Origin of the sequence: Microvirga sp. M2 (genome assembly GCF_047497095.1) — a bacterium.
In the GTDB taxonomy this organism is placed as follows: domain Bacteria; phylum Pseudomonadota; class Alphaproteobacteria; order Rhizobiales; family Beijerinckiaceae; genus Microvirga.
On record NZ_CP134063.1, the window covers coordinates 1,172,941 to 1,190,743 of the forward strand.

The following is a 17,803-nucleotide window of genomic DNA, read 5'->3' on the forward strand; positions in this document are numbered from 1 at the left end:
GATGAGAGCGCTTGCCATTGCTGCGACGGGCATGAATGCTCAGCAGCTCAACGTCGAAGTCATCGCGAACAACATCTCGAACGTGAACACGACTGCGTTCAAGAGCGCCCGCGCCGAATTCACGGACCTGCTGTATCAAGCCGAGCGTGCGCAGGCTGTCCCGACGCAGACCGGGGCGAGCCCGGTTCCGGAGGGTGCCATGCTGGGCCTCGGTGTCCGTGCGGCGGCAATTCGCAATCTGCACAGGCAAGGGTCTCTCACGAATACGTCGAACCAGTTCGATCTTGCCCTGAACGGAAGGGGTTGGTTCCAGGTGGACTCGCCCAACGGCGAAACGGTCTATACGCGGGCCGGCGCCTTCAACAAGGATGCCAATGGGCAGCTTGTCACTCTTGACGGCTACACGCTCAATCCGCCGATCATCGTTCCTCAGAACGCCATCGACGTGACGATCAACGAGTCGGGTGAGGTCTTCGCCAAGATCGACGGCCAAACAAATCCACAGAACATCGGACAGTTGACGCTCGCGAACTTTACCAATGATGCGGGCCTTGAGCCCCTCGGCGGCAACTATTACCGGGAAACGCTTGCCTCCGGTGCGCCCACGGTCGGAGTTCCGTCCGATCCGGGCTACGGCAAAATTCATCAAGGCTATCTTGAGGCTTCGAACGTCGATGCCATCAAGGAAATTACCAACCTCATCACGGCTCAGCGTGCATTCGAGATGAACTCCAAGGTCATTCAGGCAGCGGATGACATGGCGGGTACAGTCTCGAAGGGTATTCGCTGAGCGAAATGATGCCGGGTGATCTTATGAGACGTTTACTTCGCTTCGCAGTCATTGCGGCTACGGTTGCCATCATAATTCAACCGGCATTCGGCGAGGAGCGAGTGCTCCCCGTTCCGGCAGTCACGATCTACCCTGGCGATACGATCAGTGAATCGATGCTCAAGGACAGGGCGTTTCCTGAGAATTACCGTTTCCGGACGGCCGTCGTGGAGTCGCCGCGCGTCCTCGCCGGTAAAATGGCCCGCCGGACATTGCTGCCCGGAGAGCCGATTCCCATGAATGCCGTGGACGATCCGAAACTCGTCACGCGCGGAGCCCAGACGGCCATCCTGTTCGAGGAGGGTGGCCTGTCGATCATCGGCATCGGGATTCCGTTGCAATCGGGCACCTTGGGTGAGACGATTCAGGTGAAGAACGTCGATAGTGGCCGGATCATTACGGGGCGCGTTCAATCCGACGGCAGGATCAGGATCGGCATACAATGATCATCCGGGCTATTCTGTTTGTCCTGAGCATTCTCGTTGCGTCCCAGGCCGCGGCGGCCACACGCATCAAGGACGTAGCCAATGTCCAGGGCGTCCGTGACAATCAGCTGATCGGCTATGGCCTGGTCATGGGATTGCAGGGCACGGGCGATACGCTCCGGAACTCCCAATTTACCGAGCAGGCGTTGCAGTCGATGCTGGACCGAATGGGGGTGAATGTCAGAGACGTCAATCTGAGGACCAGAAACGTTGCGGCGGTTATCGTAACGGCTGACCTTCCCCCCTTCGTGGGGCCTGGATCGCGGATAGACGTTACAGTCACCTCCATGGGCGACGCGACGTCCCTGAAGGGCGGCACTCTGATGTTGACGGCCCTTCAGGGAGGCGACGGTCAGATCTATGCCGTGGCTCAGGGCGCCATCGTCGTGTCCGGTTTCTCGGCGCAAGGACAGGCGGAAACGCTGACGTCCGGCGTTGCGACGTCCGGCCGTATCGCGAACGGCGCCCTGGTCGAGCGGGAGGTATGGGGAGGTTTCGATGCCGTCGGGACGCTCGCCTTCGAGCTCAAGAACCCGGATTACAAAACGGCCACTCTGGTGACTGATGCGATCAATCAATATGCGCAGCACCGGTTCGGGATCCGTGTCGCTGCTCCGAAGGATTTTCGCACCGTCGTTCTTCAGAGGCCGAAGAATATCGCGGCGACCCGCTTCATCGCCGAACTGGGCGATATTGAGATCCAGCCGGACACACCGGCGCGTATTGTCGTCGATCAGAGGACCGGAACGGTCGTCATTGGCAAGAATGTGCAGATTTCGACCGTTGCCATTACTCACGGCGCTCTGACGATTCGCGTCACGGAGATGCCGGAGGTTTCGCAGCCTGATCCCTTGTCATTCGGTCAGACGGCGGTTGTGCCGCGAACTCAGATCTCTGCTGCCGAGGAGCGGGTCCCGCTTGCGATCGTCAGAGGTTCTGATCTGCAAACTTTGGTCAAAGGCCTGAATCAGATGGGACTTAAACCCTCCGATGTCATCGCGATACTGCAGGCGGTGAAGACCGCGGGAGCCCTCCAGGCAGAACTGGTGGTCCAATGATGAAGCACAAAGCTGTGACATTCGCACGGGTGCTCGTCGTTGGAGCGATGGCCGCTTTCGGCACACCCGGACTTGCCTTTGCCGAGGGAAAGGCGCCCGATCTCAAGAGCAGCAGCTATTGCGCGAATATTGCCGATGCCGCTGCAGATGCTCGCTTTGCTCTCCAAAAAGCGGAACTCGCCAATATGGAGAAGGAGATCGAGGGAAGGCTCAAGATCCTTGAAGCCAAGCGCGCCGAATACGAGGAGTGGCTTCGACGCCGCAATGAGGTTCTGGAGCGGGCGGACGAAACGGTCGTGGCGATCTATTCGCGCATGCGACCGGATGCGGCTGCGCTGCAATTGATCAACATGGAAGAGGAGATTGCGGCGGCGGTTATTGCCAGGCTCAACCCTCGAACGGCAAGCGCTATTCTGAATGAGATGGAGCCGGCGCGCGCAGCCCAGCTGGCCAATATCATCACAGACGCTCCTAAACGAGTTGCGAGCAACGGGAGGAAAGATTGAGATTTGTCATTGCCATTGGCAGCCTCTGCCTTCTTGCCGCCTGCGCAACCCGACCCGAGGAAATCGGTCGAGAGCCGACGATGTCGCCTGTCGGGGCAGGAATAGCGGTGGAGCGGGAGCCGCTTCCCGGAGTGTTCAGGAGCACGGCCAGCGCGGCGCCGAACTCCACCTGGAGCAATATCAGCGCCGATCTGTTCACCAGTCCCCGCGCACGACAGGTCGGCGATATCGTTACGGTCAATATCCAGATCGACGACAAGGCCCAGTTCGATAATGCAAGCGATCGATCCCGTTCGTCGAAGATCGACGCGGGACTTAGCTATGGATTCGCTTTCAAGGGCTGGCAGGCCGACGGAAAGGGTGACGTGGGGCTGGATTCCGCCTCGTCGTCGAAGGGGCAGGGGACGATCGACCGCTCCGAGAAGCTGCGCCTCTCGGTTGCCGCCATCGTGACGGAGGTTCTTCCGAACGGAAACGTCATCATCAGCGGCTCCCAGGAGGTCCGGGTCAACTATGAGGTGCGGATACTGAACATCGCCGGTATCGTGCGCCCGCGCGACATCTCGCCGAGAAACACGATCAGCTACGACAAGATTGCCGAAGCGCGCGTTTCGTACGGCGGCCGCGGGCGGATCATGGAAGTGCAGCAGCCTGCCTATGGACAGCAGATCTATGATGCCGTGGCTCCGTTCTGAGCAGGCGCGTAGGAACATCCCATGGCAGAGAACCTCGCGTTGCCCCCTCCGTCCCGTCAGAAGTCAGAAAAGGAAGGCGTCAAAAGCCTCCTTCTGACGCTTGCTCTGCTGACGCTTCTGTCTGCTCTCGTCGGCGGCGGCTTTGGGTTGTCTATCGTGACGAATATCGAAAAGAGGGTCGAGAAGAAGTACGCATCGCAGGTTGCGGAAGTGGGAGAGAAAAGTCCGTATTCCGGCGATATCACCGTTAAGAAGCTGGCACCTGTCGTCGCCAATCTCGCTGGCTCCGAAACCGACTGGATCCGTGTGGAAGCGTCCGTCGTTTACAAATCCGGATTTGAGTTCAACCCCGATCTTGTCGCAGCCGAGGCCCGACAGGATATCCTCGCCTATCTGAGAACCGTTACGCTGGCTCAGATCCAGGGTGCAAGCGGTCTCCTACATGTGCGAGAAGATCTCAACGAACGGGTTAAACTCAGATCCAAAGGGATGATCCAGGAGCTCGTTCTCGAGACCCTCGTCGTCCAGTAATCGGACGATCCCCATTCAGACGACTATTTTGGAGGCGCCTCATTCGGAGGTGTCTTCGTGGCGAAAGCACTCATTCATGAGCATTCGGCTTGTTTTCACGAGTTTGTTCATTCTTCTCCTGACGGGAGCTGGCGCGTCTGCTCAGGTTCCGAGCCTCGAGAACCTCCTCCCGCCCGGCGATGGGGCGGCGAGCGGACGAATCATTCAAATCGTCGTCCTGCTGACTGTCCTTTCTCTCGCACCGGGCCTTCTCATCATGGTGACGAGCTTCACACGGTTCGTCGTCGCATTTTCCTTTCTGCGCTCCGGCTTGGGACTGCAAAGCACCCCGGCCAACATCTTCTTGATAAGCCTCTCTCTTTTCATGACTTTCTTCGTTATGGGCCCGACTTTCGACAAGGCATGGAACGAAGGCGTTCGGCCTCTCACGGAGAACAGAATAACGGAGGCCGAGGCCTTTACCCGGACGGCCGATCCATTCCGGGAGTTCATGCTCGTCCATGTTCGTCCAAAAGACCTCCAGACCTTCATCGATCTGGCGTCCGCCAGCTATCCAGCGGCCGGCGAGGGAGAGAAGATCGATATGCGCATTCTCATCCCCGCATTCATGATTTCAGAGCTCCGGAGAGGCTTCGAGATCGGCTTTCTGATCGCTCTTCCCTTCCTGGTCATCGACATGATCGTGGCGACCCTCGTGATGTCCATGGGCATGATGATGATGCCGCCGACGGTCATTGCTCTTCCCTTCAAGATCCTTTTCTTCGTGCTCATCGACGGGTGGAACATCCTCGTCAGCGGACTGGTCCGGTCCTATTTCTGAAGCGTCCCGAAAAGGGCAGCAATCCTCGCACAAGGTTAATGGCGCAAGAAGAAATCTCGATTGGCCTTATTACTGCCGAGATTTTCGATGCCCGGTCGCCAGCATGCCGAAAGATTGTGGACGAGTCTGATGCAGCTTGGGGCACGCCGACTGGCGGCCCTGGCCGCGATCGGCCTTGTGGTGTTCCTTGCTGTCGGCATCGGCGCCTATTATCTCAGCCGCCCGGCCCAGGAGACGCTCTACACAGGCCTTGACCGCGAGGATGTCGGCCGAATGGGCGCCGTCCTCAAGGACGCGGGAATTGCGTTCGACGTCAGCTCCGACGGAACGGCCCTTCTCGTGAGCTACGGCAATACCGCTCAGGCCCGAATGCTGCTCGCCGAAAAGGGGCTGCCTCACAGCACGAAGTCCGGTTACGAGCTGTTTAACGATCTCGGGTCTCTGGGTCTGACGTCCTTTATGCAGGAGGTCACCAAGGTGCGTGCCCTCGAAGGGGAACTGGCTCGCACCATTCAAGGAATGAAGGGCATCAAGGCTGCCCGTGTTCACATCGTGCTGCCGGAACGCGGTTCATTCCGGCGCGACCAGCAACCTCCGTCAGCTTCCGTCGTGATCCGGACATCGCCTGCCGACGATACGTCTTCGGCGCAGGCGATCCGCCATCTTGTGGCCGCGGCCATTCCCGGCATGGCCGTCGACAAGGTGACGGTCATGAACACCGAGGGAACCCTTCTGGCCTCCGGAGACGAAGCCGCCAACGCATCCTCGGGCAAGCTGGCCAATCTTGAGAAAACCGTTGGGCTCGAGATTCAGGACAGCATCCGGCGGACCCTGTCACCCTACCTCGGCATCGGAAATTTCGAGATCAGCGTCGCCGCGCGGCTCAACACGGATAAGGTGAGCACCAACGAAACGATCTTCAATCCGGATTCCAAAGTCGAGCGGTCGACACGAACCGTGCGTGAAACCGAAGTCTCGCAGAATAAGACAGGCCAGCGGCCCACGACCGTTCAGCAGAATCTTCCGGAGGAGACCGTTCGTGGCGATTCGAACGACAGCTCAAGCGAGGATAACCAGCGTCGGGAAGAACTGACCAACTACGAGATATCTTCCAAGACGATTCAAACTGTCAGCGACGGTTACTCCATCAGGAATCTCTCGGTTGCCGTACTGGTCAACAAGTCCCGCATCGCGTCTCTGCTCGGCGAAGGGGCAAGCACGGGCCAGGTCGAAGAGAAGGTATCGGAGATCGAACAACTGGTATCCTCTGCGGCGGGGTTCAACAAGGATCGTGGGGACCAGATCAAGGTCGCTGCCGTGAGCTTCGTCGACGATAGCGGAGTGATGCAACCTGTCCCCGGGCCCTCGGTAGCCGAAATCCTGATGCGCCAATTCGGAACCGTTGTGAACGCCCTGACAGTGCTCGCTCTCTGTGCGATGCTGATCTGGTTCGGATTGCGTCCCGCCGTTCGCATGCTCATCGCCCGGCACCAGGCCGACATTGAGATTCAACGCGAGCAGATGGCGGCACTGGCAGCGGCCGAAGCCGCGAAGGAGCTCCAGATCGCCGAACAGGAAGGGGCGCTGCAGCATTCTCTTGAGGACAACTCAGGTCAGCCCTTGATCGAGATGCCGCGGACACCCCAGCGGAAGCTGGAGCAGATTGTCGAGCTTAGCGAAGAGCAGGCCGCTGCCGTCCTGAAACAATGGCTCCGGCAAGAGGCCGCATAATGTCGGGATCCATTGCAAGCCTCATCAGCGATTTCTCCGGCCCTGCCGCCCCCGATGGAATGGGAATCGGTATCCTGCGCCGGGTGCGGCAGGTTCCCGAGCCGGAGCCGGATCCGGTTCAGCCGGCGGTCGACCGCCAGGCTGAACTGATCAGGTCCCTCGAGCTCCGGGTGCGAGCGGAAGAAAGGGAAGCCGCCCGCACACAGCTTGAGCAGGCTCTGAAGACGGAGCAGGAGCGTCACCGTGAGGAGCTGGCGGCTCAACGGGAGATTTGGATCGAGCAGGAGGCCCAACAACTATCGATGCAGATCGTGACCGCGATCGGCAATCTCGAGGCTGCCCTGTCCGAGAAGGCGGCCAGAATTCTGTCCGCAGTCATTCCGGAAGCGCTCCGGCACAACGCGATCAGCGAGTTCCGGGAAGCCCTTGGCACGATACTCTCGGGCGAACCCGGCCCGCTCGTGAGAGTAACGGGACCCGAAGATATTCTGACGGCGCTAAAGGCCTGCATCGCTCCCCGCGACGGTGTCGTCGAGTTCATCCCAACCGATGCCGTCGAGGTGATGCTTGTCGCCGGCGATACAATCGTACAGACACAGTTCAGCGGTTGGTCCGACCGGCTGCAGAGCGCTCTAAAGGCAAAGTCGCCATGCTGAATACAGGCAAGCAGGAAATCATCATCGTTCGCCGCAGCGACGATGACGACGGCGCTGTCAAGGGCGGCGCGTGGAAAATCGCTCACGCCGACTTCATGACGGCCATGATGGCCTTCTTCCTGATCATGTGGCTCATCGGGGTCTCCGATCAGGACACCAAGGCCGGTGTGGCAAATTACTTCAATCCCGTTCAGTTGGCCGACTCGACCTCGAACAGGAAAGGACTGGAAGATCCCCAGAATGTCCCTCCCGAACGCGAGACCGAGCGCGACAAGAAGGGAAGGGAAAAAGGAAGCGGCTTGGGCACGGGGGGGAAATCCGAGCAGCTGCAGAAGCCTCGTTTCAAGGAGGGGGCACTGTTCCAGGACCCCTACGCCGTGCTCGCGAAGATCGCCGAGGAGATCGAGCCGAATCCCCACGATACTCTCGGGGCGGATGTGACGCCTGGTGAAAGCGACGTTCCGGGATTGAACAGCGGGGAGGTCTTCAGAGACCCTTTCGACCCGCTCTACTGGCAGGTTGCTCCTGTCGAGGACTTGAAGACGGAAACTCCGCCTAAGCCAGGAACCGCAAGCCCGCCTCCAAAGGCCGTGATCGACGTTCTCGCTCCATCCAACCCGAAGCCGCCAGCCGTGGAACGTTCCGCTTCGGGAACGGCGCAGGCCGCATCGACACAGGCGAAGCCGCCTGCTGAAGGGCAATCTTCGGTCGATGAAGGAGGAGGCAAGACGAGCCTGGAGGATGCCGCCGACCGGAAGGCCGCAGAGCTCAAGAAGGAAATCATGAATGCGGTTCAGCCTGAAACGGATGCGGCACCCAAGCCCCACATCGAAGTGCGGCGAACGGGTGCGGGCACGATGATCAGTCTGACGGACGATTTCGATTTCTCGATGTTTGCGGTTGGCTCCGCCGAGCCGCATGCCAAGGTCGTGCAGGCCATGGCGAAGATTGCGGCAATCCTGCAGTCCCGCCCTGGAAAGATCGTCATTCGAGGGCACACGGACAGCCGACCTTTCAGGTCCGCGAACTACGACAACTGGCGCTTGTCTCAAGCGCGGGCGCAGATGGCATTGTATATGCTTGTACGTGGCGGATTGGACGAGAACCGAATCGTGCGGGTGGAAGGCCATGCCGATCGTGACCCGAAGATTCCGTCGGATCCGAAAGCCGATCAGAATCGGCGGGTTGAAATATTGCTTCAGGAGTGATGACGGTGAACGGTCGACGCCAGGCTGCTCTTATGTTTGCTCTGTTGAGCGCATCCGGCGCTGCCATCGCCGAAGCCAAGCCGGACAGCGAGGCGAGCCTGCCGATCGTAGAGGAGCAGGCGCCGAAGGAGGGTGTTTCGAAACCCGTCCAGATGGTGCGAACCTTGCAGATGATGCAGGATCAGATCGCATTGGGTTCGACAGATGCCCATACGGGGCAACGAGGCTTGCTGACGATCCTCGACAGCCGATTTATGGCAATGGCGCCTGAGGTCTGGATGGATCGCAAGAATGTCCATGCTGCCATCGCGTTGACGCTGAGCGGCGGCAAACCGCAGATCCTCAGAAAGCTCCTGGAGATGGGTGATCCCGCTCTTCCTCTGGAGCATCGAACCTTGGTCGAGGGCGCTTTGGCCTATGTCGAGGGCCGGGAGGAAGAGGCGAAAAGCAAGCTGATGGCCGTGGACTTGCGGTCGCTGCCGCCGATGCTCGGCGCCCAGATCGCTCTGGTGCAATCGGCCCTTCTCGTTCGATCCGACGTGAAGAAGTCCGGTGATCTCCTGGATTTCGTCAGACTGCAAGCTCCGGGAACGCTTCTCGAAGAGGGCGCATTGCGGCGTCAGGTCTTCGTCGCCAGCCAGACGGGAGAGATGAAGAAGTTTCTCGCGCTCACGTCAGACTATCTGCGCCGCTACCGTCGTTCGGTTTACGCTGGGAACTTCAGGCAGCGTTTGGCTGCGGCTTTGACGAGAATCGACTTTGGAAAGGATCCGGCCCTTTTCGCCGATGTCGTGAAAGTGCTGGAGGACCTGGAACTGGAGCCGAGGCTGGACCTTTACCTCCTGGCTGCTCGCTCGTCCGTCGACCAAGGATTCACGGAATCCGCCCGCATGCTTGCCGACAAGGCGCAGGAGCTGTCGGAAGGCGATGTCGTCCGCTCCACGAGGGCGAAACTTTATCGCGCGGCCGCCATGATCGTACTCCCGGAGAGCATCGGTTCGGCCGTTGCGGATCTGAAGAGTATCGATGGATCGCTTCTTCCGGAGCGAGACGCCACGATCCTTGCGACAGCCCTGTCGATAGCCGGGCAAATACGACAACCGCCCGCTGGCGGTACGGTCGGTCCGCAGAATGCGGCGGGTCCGATAGCCGCTCAGGCCGACGCCGCTGCTCCAAAGAGTGCGACGACGGAGCAAGCGCCAGAACAGCCAGCGGCGCTATCAAAGGCGCGCCACATTTTGAGCCGCATCGATAAACTGATCAAGAACCAGGCGTCGACCGTTCAATGAACCCGTTTGACACTCTGTCCCGAAATCTCTCCCGGCCGGTCGATGCGCAATCCGCGCGGGAACCCGCTGCCGCTGCCGAGGGATTGAATGGGAAATCTGTATCCTCTGATGCGGACAGCTTCAGTACCTTCCTCCAAGGACTGTCCGATCGTCCGCAACGCGGCGCATCGTCCTCCCAGCCGGGCGACGGAACGCAGGCGCTCGAGCCGGCCGCTCAAGAGAACGTCGGCGACGCTGGTGGATTCGACTTTGCGAACTCGGTCTTTGCTCTTCTGCAAGGACTTCTTCCGGCGACATCCGGGCAGCAGGCGAGTACAGCAAGTTTCGATGCGAATGGGCAGGAGAATGATCCATCGGCATCACTTTCATTGGGAGGGATCCTGCAATCGCCGGAGGAAAGCGATGGCCCCTCGCTGACGGAAGCTCCAAAACTGATGATCGCAGTTCGGCATCAGGAGACGCATTTCAAGCCCGTACTCGAGAATTTCGAGACCGGGCTGACATCGGACGACCCTGTCGAGGGTGAGGTCTCCCCTGAGGTCGAGCTCGGCAACAGCCTTCCTCGCAAGTCGCCGGCGTCCGGCGCCCCAGAGTGGCGGGGCCCTGCCAAGGCTGTGCATGGGTCGAGTCAGCCGATCCCGGTGATGCAGGATTTACCGGGTGACGGTGGGAGCGGCGAGGATGTCCCAGCGGCGCATCCGATAGCCAGGCGTGCCAGCGGCACCCCGGAACTGCGGAACGAGATCGTCGCCAACACGGCAAAGCCGGAGGATCCGGTCAGTCTTCCCGCGGAGACGCTCCATAGGATCGCCAGCGCGGTCAGGTCCGATCTTCGAGCCATATCGGGAAGCGCTCCGCCTCAATCGCTCCCGGGAAGCGAGGCCATTCACAGCTTCTCCATCAAGGCCTCCGAGAGCGCGCTCAGGGTCCTTCACCTGCAGCTCCACCCCGCCGACCTGGGCTCAGTGACGATCAAGATGAGGCTTGCGGGCGAAAGCCTTGAAATGGAGCTGCATGTCGAGCGGGAAGAGACGGCTCAGCTCCTGCGCCACGACTCGGAAAAGCTCTCGGCGCTCCTGCGTGGATCCGGATATCGCCCGGATGTCATCAGCGTACAGGTGACCGATGGGGCTGTTCAGGATCGCGCTGCTCCACGACCGCACGGCGATATGCAGATGAACGGCCAATCGTTTCAGCACGGAGGAGCCGGTCAAGGGGGGCAGTCCCGAGACCAGGAAAAACCATATGCCAGTACGAGAGCAGAGCACCATCGGAATGTGGAGGAAGATCGGGGTCCGGACGGCCATCGCTCTGGCGGCGTTTACCTGTAGCCTGACAGCCTCGATTTCAGCCGAGACGGACTCCGCAAGTCAGCTCTGTGAACGGGAGATGCTGCGGGCATCGGCGAAATACGGTGTTCCCTTAGGGATGCTGTATTCGGTCGGCCTGACCGAAACGGGCCGCCGAGGGTCGCTCCAGCCATACGCCATGAACGTCGAAGGACGGGCAGTCTTTTCGAAGACGATGGCCGAAGCCGTTCAGCGATTTGGAGAGGCGCAGAGGGCAGGGACCAAGCTGATCGATCTCGGCTGCATGCAGATCAATCATTACTACCATCGCGATAAATTTCCGACTCTGGAAAGCATGCTCGATCCGCGTCACAATGTGGAATATGCCGCTCGCTTTCTCAGTGAGCTCAAGGGACGCCACGAAACATGGACGATGGCGGTAGCCCGCTATCACGCGGGCCCGGATAACGATCCGGCCCAAAAGCGCTATGTGTGCCGCGTGATCACGAACATGGTCGCAACGGGCTTTGGTGAATGGACGCCGAATGCCCGCTCATTCTGTGCCGATGCGCCGGGCCTGAGGCCGGGACAGACGGCATCCGACGGCTGAACTTCATGCATTGAAGGATCGGAGGGGCCATTGCACTCACGTCCGATCCCTCAACACGCCGCTCTTGAACATCCTCTCACGCAAAACCAGGCCCACTTTTTCGCACGATGCGCTAGCGGGTCATCTGGAGGGGAGCACCGGATTGATTGAACGTTCCGCTCAGCGACGCCTCTGTGCCTTCAAGACGAGCGATCTCCACGCCACGGGTGAGGAGAGTGACATTACCGCCTTCAAACTTCCACAGGTTGACACGGCGAAGCGTCTCGTTATCGCACTTGGAAACAGAGGCTTTGTAGAGGTCCAAGGATGCCGTGTTGGAAAGATGAACAAGGCAGGACCTCCCCTCCGAAACACGCACTTTCCAGGTTCCGGCGTATGAGGATGCGCGCCGTGGCGCGGTGAAAACGCCTGGAGGCGATTCGGCGGCAACCGGTGATTGCGCTGAGGTTGCAGGCATTGAAGGCCCGCTCGAAGGCGAAATCGGCTCCGCGACAGGCGTCATTGTCTGGCTTGCCGTCGGAACCTCGGCAGGAGGTCGAGGATCGACTGGCAGCCCGCTGTCGCGATAATACCAGTGCGGGCCGGATGCGGGCCGTTCTACACTCGCGGCCGCGTTTTCGACGGAATAGCCCAGTCCTGACATGACGAGCGGGCGCTGATTGGCAGGCGATCTGCCCCATGGCGCCGCGTACTGCGGATAGCTGCGTTGTGCAGCGACGGGTCCCCACGGCCCCTGTGACTGCAAGCTGTCGCTGGAATTGCAGCCGGCGAGCAAGCCGACGACCGGGAGGAGTAGAAGGGAGAAAGCGCCTCGTACCACGATCTGCACTCGATATCCGATATCAATGCCGCAAAGATTCCGTCGGGCAGTAAGGCGAGCGGAAACGGGGCGGCAAAGGTCTGAGACGGGCCGAAGTGACGATCCTCGCGAAGAAATGGGGGTCGAAATCAGCTTCGGGAAGCTCTTCCAGAAGAACTCTGTTAATATGCACCCCGACCGAGAACTCGCCGAGAATCAACTTGAAGTCGACGCTGACGACGTCGTGCGCGAATTCCATATCGAGGACGACGCAGGGTGGCTGGCCAAGCGCCGTGCTGATCGCGGCCGAGCGCGCATAGGACAATGTATGACCCTTGAAGAAGAGCTCGGCACAGGACGAGACGATCTCGTCCATGTTCCCGTGCAGTTCGTTGCTGACATAGGACTGGATGATCTCGGCGTCTACGAGACAGAAGTCGGCGATGACATCCTTGATATTGCAGGCGAGTACCTCTTCGAAGGCATTCACGTCAACATACCCGTGAAAGGACGTTGGTGTAGCCCTATGGGAAAGTCTTTTCATTTCGATCTCGTAAGGATGTAGAAGAGGATCTGAGCGACGGCCTTATAGAAATCAGGAGGAATCATGCGATCCACTTCAACATGATCGTACATGGATCTTGCCAGAGGCTTGTCCTCGATCACCGGAATGCCGTGCTTCTCGGCAGTTTCGCGAATCTTCAACGCAATGAGATCCTTGCCCTTTGCGACGACAATGGGGGCGCTCGCCTCGCTCCGCTCATAACGAAGCGCGATTGCATAATGCGTCGGATTGGCGATAACGAAAGTAGCCTTCGGGACGGCGGCAAGCATGCGCTTGCGGGCTCGATCCTGAGCCAGGGAACGCATCCGTGCCTTGACCATTGGATCACCTTCCAGCTGCTTGTACTCTTCCTTGACCTCCTGCGGAGTCATCTTCAGATCGCTGCGCCATTTGAAACGTGCCCAAACCAGGTCGGCCGCAACGAGGACGATTGTTGCAATGGCAATGGCCGACACCAGTCGCATCGCCATGCTCAGCATGAGCTCCGGAATGAGAGTCGGGTCACTGAACATGGCGTTGAAGACCTTGTGTTGCTCCGATCTCAGGAGCAGAATGGACACGATGGTAATGGTTCCGAACTTGAACAGCGATTTGGCGAACTCGACGAGGCCAGCACGGCTGAAGATCCGACTCCAGCCGCTAACCGGTGAGATCCGGTTCCACTGAGGCCGTATCCGTTCGGACACGAAGGACGGCAGATTCTGGAAGATCGAAGCGGCGAGGCTGCAGCCGGCAAGGACCGCGATGATTGGGACCAGGAAGCGGCCGACTTCAAGGGAAAGGGCCTGAAACAATGCCGCCGCATCCGCGCCCGAGTTCAGGCGAAAGTCCTGGGGGCGATCGATGAAGAGAGACAGCCTTTCCGTCAGGAACTTCGTGTTGCTTGGCGCAATGAAAGTCAGAACCAGAAGAATGCCGAGTATCGACGCGAAGATCGGCGCTTCTCTCGAGAAAGGTATGTTTCCCTTCTCGAGAGCATCTCGAACCTTCTTGTCGGAAGGTGCTTCGGTTTTGCTGTCCTTATCCTCGGCGTCTGACATCGGTCGCTAACGGCACTTACACGAAGGACTCGTCTTCAGTTTCGGAATTGATGACGATCTCTCCGCGCCCGGCCATGTCCAAAGCAAGATCCGTGATCGATCTGCGAGCCTCGGTAATATCGCGCTGAGGCGACGGCTCCTTGCTGCTCAGTTCGTGCTCGATCATGCGGCGGACGCGCGACGAGAGTGCTGCCAGGACCACTTTGCGGAACTCTTCGTTTGTGCCTTTCAGTGCCAGAACCACACGATCCGGGGGAACCTGATCGAACAGGGTGGTACGATCTCTTGGGGTCAGCTTCACGATGTCGTCGAAGGTGAAGAGAAGGCCTCTCAGGATCTCTGCAGACTTTGGACGCACGCTCGAAAGACTGGTGAGCACGTCCTCCATGTGCTCACGCTCCATCTTATTGATGATGTCCGCGATTTTTGCGTGAGTATCGGATCCGGCGTTCTTCGAAAAGTTCACCATGAAGTCTTCATGGAGGGTTCTTTCGATATTCTTCATTGTCTCATCGACAATGGGCTTCATGCTCAGCATACGCCGCATCAAGTTGTTGCGTAGGGGCTGAGGAAGTTGAGCCATGACCTTCGCGGCACATGATGGTTTGACTTTTGTCAAAATGAGCGCCGCCGTTTGGGGATGTTCTTTGAGCAGGTACGACGCGATGGCGCTTTCGGAGACAGTCGAGATGCGTTCCCAGATACTCCTGTTCGCAGTGCCGGCAACATCATTGAGGATATCGGCGATCTGCTCAGGCGAAAGAACGCCGGACAACAGCTTCTCGATATGGGCTACGCTGCCGATGACGTCAGCGCCGTTGGAGAAGTTCGAGGCGAATTCATCCACGAGGGCCTCGATTTGCGCCGGCGAAACAGCACCGAGCTGAGCCGCCGACTTCGTGACGACGCGGATTTCGTCCTCGCTGAAGTGCTTTAGAATTTTGTTTGCAGCAGGCTTCCCCATGGCCAGGAGAAGTGTTGCAACGCGTTCCGGCCCTTTCATGGCCTTGGCGCCGCTTGCTCTTACGGGAAAACTCGCAACCATGAGTGCAACCGCTTCAGCCGGTGATGTCGTTGGTTGGCGGTCCAACGATTTCGGTCAGGGAGATGCCGAATCGGGAATTGTCGTCCTCGACGACGACAACTTCTCCGCGCGCAATGACACGGCCGTTGACAACGACGTCAACAGGCTCGCCGACTCTGTGATCCAGAGGAACGATGGCGCCGCGTCCGAGCTTCATGAGGTTCGAGACCGGCATGGTCGCCGAGCCGAGGACGACCTGGATCGTCACGGGAATTCGCAGAATGGAATCGAGGTTGCGGCCGTTGTCCATCTTGCCGTCGCGCGAAACCGGGCCACCGAGGCTCTTGCCGAGTTCCCCGTCCTGCTGCCACGAGGCCTTGTCCTGGAAATTATTCTCAAAAGGATTGGACATGTTACAGATCCTTATACGCTGGAGCTGCGGGAGCTTGCCTTGGCAAGCTCTCGGGCAGATTGTGTCAGTGTTTCGAGCTGCCGGGCAGCTTCTCGCGCCTCTTCGATGCGCGTGCCGAGCAATGCGAGCGTCTCGCGGCCCTCGGAGCCGAAGCTCGCAACGGCGTTCTGAGCGCCGATGAGGGCTGCGCCGGTCTTGTCGAAGATGCGTTGATAGTCGGCGTGATACTGATCCAGTCGCTTGAGCTTCCGGTACATCAGGGCAACCATCGCGCTCGTAATGACCAGTGCGACGAAGAGAATGATGTTAGCGAGCGAAGACATCATCAAGAAACTCTTTCTCTTGGTCGATCAATTCATCGATTTTGAGGACATAGGACCCATCTGCCTGTCCCATGTGACACCAGAACAGGCTCTGCTGATTGCCTTCGAGCTTTACGCGCGTCTTGGGCGTGGCCTGCAACTCGATAACCTGTCCGACCTTCAATTCTGCAATTTCACCAAGCGAGAGGAATCGCTCCTCGAGAACGGCCGTCAGAGTGATCTCCGTTTTGCTGACTTCATTGGCCATCTGCTTCAGCCAACGCGGATCACGGCTGGTCGATTCCCCTGATACCACCTTCGAAAGTGATTTCCTCATCGGGTTGAGAGCCGATTGAGGAATAATGACGAACATCTCCCCACCGCGGTTGAGAGCCTGGAGAAGGAACTTGGCCGCGACGGCCTGATTGTTCCTTCTGCCGATGACGGCAAAATCCATACGGGTCTCGAGACGTTCGAGCTTGAACTTCGTGTTCGAAACGAGAGCGAAGGAGGCCTGGAGAGCCTTTGCGACCTGTTCGAACAGAACCTGAGCCATCCGGAGCTCGATGTTCGAGAAGCCACGCGCCTCTTCGACAGGTGGTTCCGAACCATCGGATCCGAACAGGACCTCTACCATCGTGTAGACGAAGTCGCGATCGAACCCGATGAGAATGTGGCTGTCCCAGTCCGGGGCATGAAAGATGCCCGCGACGGCGTTCGCCTCGTACATCTCCAGAATCTCGCTGACGCGACCGCTCTCGATCCCGCTGAGAGAATAGTACATGGGAGAGGCCGCCATATGGCGGAGATGCTCTGCACAGCTCGTAGACATGCGATCGAAGATCACATGGAGCATCGGCAGGCGATCAATGGAAAGTCCTGCGGAGTCAAGGAGCATATCGCGAATATCGCTGGGGCTTTGCATGCCGCTCATGATCACGCCGCCTCTCTCAGTTCCTCGACGCGGCTACCCATCGTGGTTGCCGTCTCGACCTCATCGATGGTCGGCCGGTAATCGACGGAAATGCCCTTTCGTCCGTGCTCGACGGCGATCTGCGGCAGAGCGCCGTTCATATACGCGATAAGTGCCTGTTTCACGATGACATAGACGCGGGTTTGCTTCTCGCGCGTCGCTTTCACCTTGTTGGCAAGCGGGGACAGGAAGGCATATGAGATGAAGATGCCCCCGAAGGTGCCCACGAGTGCCGACGCGATGAGACCGCCGAGGATTGCAGGCGACTGATCGATCGCTCCCAAAGCCTTCACGATTCCCAGAACCGCGGCCACGATACCGAGAGCGGGCAAGGCTTCCGCGACGGAGGTGAGCGAATAGTATGGCTTCGTGCGATCGCGCTTCAGAGTGGCGATCTCCTCCTCCATGAGCGCCTCGATTTCATGCGGGCGTGCGTTTCCGATGATGATCAGACGGACGTAATCGCAGATGAAAAGGGTCAGATCCTTGTCGTTCAGAACGCTCGGGAAGGCTTTGAAGATGGTCGATTCTTCAGGCCGGTCGATATGGGCCTCGACTTCGTTGCGGGGCTTGTTCTTCAGCTCCCGCAGAAGAGCGTAGAGAAGCCCCAGAATGGCGAGATACTGGTCTCTCTTGGGAACTTTGCCTTTGATGGCCTCGAGCGAGGCCCGGCCGGTGTCCTTCAAGAGAGGCATGGGATTCGCGATAATGAACGTGCCGATCGCGATCCCGCAGATAATGACGTATTCCCACGGCTGCCAGATGACGGAAAGATGCCCGCCCATGGCCACATAGCCGCTGACGAGCGAGCCGATGGCAACAACCAATCCAATGATGACGCCCAACCTGATAGTCCTCGTGCAAGCTCATTTCGTCCCCAATCCCTAATCGCGGAGGCTTGCGCGAAGCTGGAACCGACGGGGCAAGCCTCATGCAAGACTGGATTGATAGCTCTGTGCCGCTATCGCAGGCTGCCTAAGC

Annotated in this window: 20 protein-coding genes; 13 read left to right on the forward strand and 7 right to left on the reverse strand. The window is 59.0% G+C overall.

Annotated features, from left to right (window positions below; all coding sequences use genetic code 11):
- The first annotated feature begins 1 nt into the window (after window position 1).
- The 13 genes from flgG to RE429_RS05555 all read left to right on the forward strand — a co-directional run bounded on the left by flgG (window position 2) and on the right by RE429_RS05555 (window position 11,707).
- The gene (gene flgG / locus RE429_RS05495; RefSeq protein ID WP_414473331.1) at window positions 2-790 is read left to right on the forward strand and encodes a flagellar basal-body rod protein FlgG; all 789 of its coding nucleotides are present in this window, start codon (window positions 2-4) and stop codon (window positions 788-790) included.
- 101 nt (window positions 791-891) lie between these two features.
- A complete protein-coding gene (flgA, locus tag RE429_RS05500; RefSeq protein WP_414473332.1) occupies window positions 892-1,275 on the forward strand; it encodes a flagellar basal body P-ring formation chaperone FlgA in 384 nt (127 codons plus the stop codon).
- Window positions 1,272-2,372, forward strand: a complete 1,101-nt coding sequence (gene flgI, locus RE429_RS05505) for a flagellar basal body P-ring protein FlgI (RefSeq protein ID WP_414473333.1) — start codon at window positions 1,272-1,274, stop codon at window positions 2,370-2,372. Before flgA ends, flgI begins: the two co-directional genes overlap by 4 nt.
- The gene (locus RE429_RS05510) at window positions 2,369-2,878 is read left to right on the forward strand and encodes a MotE family protein (protein WP_414473334.1); all 510 of its coding nucleotides are present in this window, start codon (window positions 2,369-2,371) and stop codon (window positions 2,876-2,878) included. The genes flgI and RE429_RS05510 overlap by 4 nt, the downstream gene beginning before the upstream one ends.
- Window positions 2,875-3,573, forward strand: coding sequence for a flagellar basal body L-ring protein FlgH (flgH, locus tag RE429_RS05515; RefSeq protein WP_414473335.1), 699 nt, complete (start codon window positions 2,875-2,877; stop codon window positions 3,571-3,573). The genes RE429_RS05510 and flgH overlap by 4 nt, the downstream gene beginning before the upstream one ends.
- A gap of 21 nt (window positions 3,574-3,594) precedes the next feature.
- Window positions 3,595-4,104, forward strand: coding sequence for a flagellar basal body-associated FliL family protein (locus RE429_RS05520; protein WP_414473336.1), 510 nt, complete (start codon window positions 3,595-3,597; stop codon window positions 4,102-4,104).
- A gap of 76 nt (window positions 4,105-4,180) precedes the next feature.
- Window positions 4,181-4,924 carry a flagellar type III secretion system pore protein FliP gene (fliP, locus tag RE429_RS05525; RefSeq protein ID WP_414473337.1) on the forward strand — a complete coding sequence of 248 codons (744 nt, stop codon included), beginning with the start codon at window positions 4,181-4,183 and terminating at the stop codon, window positions 4,922-4,924.
- Between the two features lie 87 nt (window positions 4,925-5,011).
- The gene (gene fliF, locus RE429_RS05530) at window positions 5,012-6,655 is read left to right on the forward strand and encodes a flagellar basal-body MS-ring/collar protein FliF (protein WP_414473338.1); all 1,644 of its coding nucleotides are present in this window, start codon (window positions 5,012-5,014) and stop codon (window positions 6,653-6,655) included.
- Complete coding sequence (locus RE429_RS05535; protein WP_414473339.1) at window positions 6,655-7,311, forward strand: hypothetical protein; 657 nt, start codon at window positions 6,655-6,657, stop codon at window positions 7,309-7,311. The genes fliF and RE429_RS05535 overlap by 1 nt, the downstream gene beginning before the upstream one ends.
- Complete coding sequence (locus RE429_RS05540; protein WP_414473340.1) at window positions 7,305-8,519, forward strand: MotB family protein; 1,215 nt, start codon at window positions 7,305-7,307, stop codon at window positions 8,517-8,519. Before RE429_RS05535 ends, RE429_RS05540 begins: the two co-directional genes overlap by 7 nt.
- 5 nt (window positions 8,520-8,524) lie before the next feature.
- On the forward strand, window positions 8,525-9,808 hold the full coding sequence (locus tag RE429_RS05545; protein WP_414473341.1) for a chemotaxis protein MotC: 1,284 nt from the start codon (window positions 8,525-8,527) through the stop codon (window positions 9,806-9,808).
- Between the two features lie 434 nt (window positions 9,809-10,242).
- Window positions 10,243-11,139 (forward strand): flagellar hook-length control protein FliK, encoded by an 897-nt coding sequence (locus RE429_RS05550; protein ID WP_414473342.1) that lies wholly within the window; start codon window positions 10,243-10,245, stop codon window positions 11,137-11,139.
- Window positions 11,084-11,707 (forward strand): transglycosylase SLT domain-containing protein, encoded by a 624-nt coding sequence (locus RE429_RS05555; protein WP_414473343.1) that lies wholly within the window; start codon window positions 11,084-11,086, stop codon window positions 11,705-11,707. The genes RE429_RS05550 and RE429_RS05555 overlap by 56 nt, the downstream gene beginning before the upstream one ends.
- Window positions 11,708-12,549: 842 nt before the next feature.
- Here the strand turns inward: RE429_RS05555 and RE429_RS05560 are convergent.
- The 7 genes from RE429_RS05560 to motA all read right to left on the reverse strand — a co-directional run bounded on the left by RE429_RS05560 (window position 12,550) and on the right by motA (window position 17,667).
- Window positions 12,550-12,996: a hypothetical protein gene (locus tag RE429_RS05560; protein ID WP_414473344.1), complete on the reverse strand. Its 447-nt coding sequence runs from the start codon at window positions 12,994-12,996 to the stop codon at window positions 12,550-12,552.
- A gap of 50 nt (window positions 12,997-13,046) precedes the next feature.
- On the reverse strand, window positions 13,047-14,111 hold the full coding sequence (gene flhB / locus RE429_RS05565) for a flagellar biosynthesis protein FlhB (RefSeq protein WP_414473345.1): 1,065 nt from the start codon (window positions 14,109-14,111) through the stop codon (window positions 13,047-13,049).
- A 16-nt stretch (window positions 14,112-14,127) separates the two neighbouring features.
- Complete coding sequence (locus RE429_RS05570) at window positions 14,128-15,156, reverse strand: flagellar motor switch protein FliG (RefSeq protein WP_414473346.1); 1,029 nt, start codon at window positions 15,154-15,156, stop codon at window positions 14,128-14,130.
- Between the two features lie 13 nt (window positions 15,157-15,169).
- On the reverse strand, window positions 15,170-15,445 hold the full coding sequence (gene fliN / locus RE429_RS05575) for a flagellar motor switch protein FliN (protein WP_370439268.1): 276 nt from the start codon (window positions 15,443-15,445) through the stop codon (window positions 15,170-15,172).
- A gap of 113 nt (window positions 15,446-15,558) precedes the next feature.
- A complete protein-coding gene (locus RE429_RS05580) occupies window positions 15,559-15,873 on the reverse strand; it encodes a hypothetical protein (protein ID WP_414473347.1) in 315 nt (104 codons plus the stop codon).
- Window positions 15,854-16,783, reverse strand: a complete 930-nt coding sequence (locus RE429_RS05585; RefSeq protein WP_414474133.1) for a flagellar motor switch protein FliM — start codon at window positions 16,781-16,783, stop codon at window positions 15,854-15,856. Before RE429_RS05585 ends, RE429_RS05580 begins: the two co-directional genes overlap by 20 nt.
- A gap of 2 nt (window positions 16,784-16,785) precedes the next feature.
- Entirely contained in the window at window positions 16,786-17,667 is an 882-nt protein-coding gene (gene motA, locus RE429_RS05590) for a flagellar motor stator protein MotA (protein ID WP_414473348.1), read from the reverse strand.
- Between the last annotated feature and the right edge of the window lie 136 nt (window positions 17,668-17,803).

Excerpts from the sequence above, each read along its gene's own strand:
- RE429_RS05555 (WP_414473343.1), top strand. The coding sequence starts at position 11,084 with ATGTGGAGGAAGATCGGGGTCCGGACGGCCATCGCTCTGGCGGCGTTT.
- flhB (WP_414473345.1), bottom strand. The coding sequence starts at position 14,111 with ATGTCAGACGCCGAGGATAAGGACAGCAAAACCGAAGCACCTTCCGAC.
- flgI (WP_414473333.1), top strand. The coding sequence starts at position 1,272 with ATGATCATCCGGGCTATTCTGTTTGTCCTGAGCATTCTCGTTGCGTCC.
- RE429_RS05535 (WP_414473339.1), top strand. The coding sequence starts at position 6,655 with ATGTCGGGATCCATTGCAAGCCTCATCAGCGATTTCTCCGGCCCTGCC.
- RE429_RS05520 (WP_414473336.1), top strand. The coding sequence starts at position 3,595 with ATGGCAGAGAACCTCGCGTTGCCCCCTCCGTCCCGTCAGAAGTCAGAA.
- RE429_RS05550 (WP_414473342.1), top strand. The coding sequence starts at position 10,243 with ATGATCGCAGTTCGGCATCAGGAGACGCATTTCAAGCCCGTACTCGAG.
- fliP (WP_414473337.1), top strand. The coding sequence starts at position 4,181 with ATGAGCATTCGGCTTGTTTTCACGAGTTTGTTCATTCTTCTCCTGACG.
- fliN (WP_370439268.1), bottom strand. The coding sequence starts at position 15,445 with ATGGACAACGGCCGCAACCTCGATTCCATTCTGCGAATTCCCGTGACG.
- RE429_RS05585 (WP_414474133.1), bottom strand. The coding sequence starts at position 16,783 with ATGAGCGGCATGCAAAGCCCCAGCGATATTCGCGATATGCTCCTTGAC.
- flgG (WP_414473331.1), top strand. The coding sequence starts at position 2 with ATGAGAGCGCTTGCCATTGCTGCGACGGGCATGAATGCTCAGCAGCTC.
- RE429_RS05510 (WP_414473334.1), top strand. The coding sequence starts at position 2,369 with ATGATGAAGCACAAAGCTGTGACATTCGCACGGGTGCTCGTCGTTGGA.
- RE429_RS05580 (WP_414473347.1), bottom strand. The coding sequence starts at position 15,873 with ATGATGTCTTCGCTCGCTAACATCATTCTCTTCGTCGCACTGGTCATT.
- RE429_RS05570 (WP_414473346.1), bottom strand. The coding sequence starts at position 15,156 with ATGGTTGCGAGTTTTCCCGTAAGAGCAAGCGGCGCCAAGGCCATGAAA.
- RE429_RS05540 (WP_414473340.1), top strand. The coding sequence starts at position 7,305 with ATGCTGAATACAGGCAAGCAGGAAATCATCATCGTTCGCCGCAGCGAC.
- fliF (WP_414473338.1), top strand. The coding sequence starts at position 5,012 with ATGCCCGGTCGCCAGCATGCCGAAAGATTGTGGACGAGTCTGATGCAG.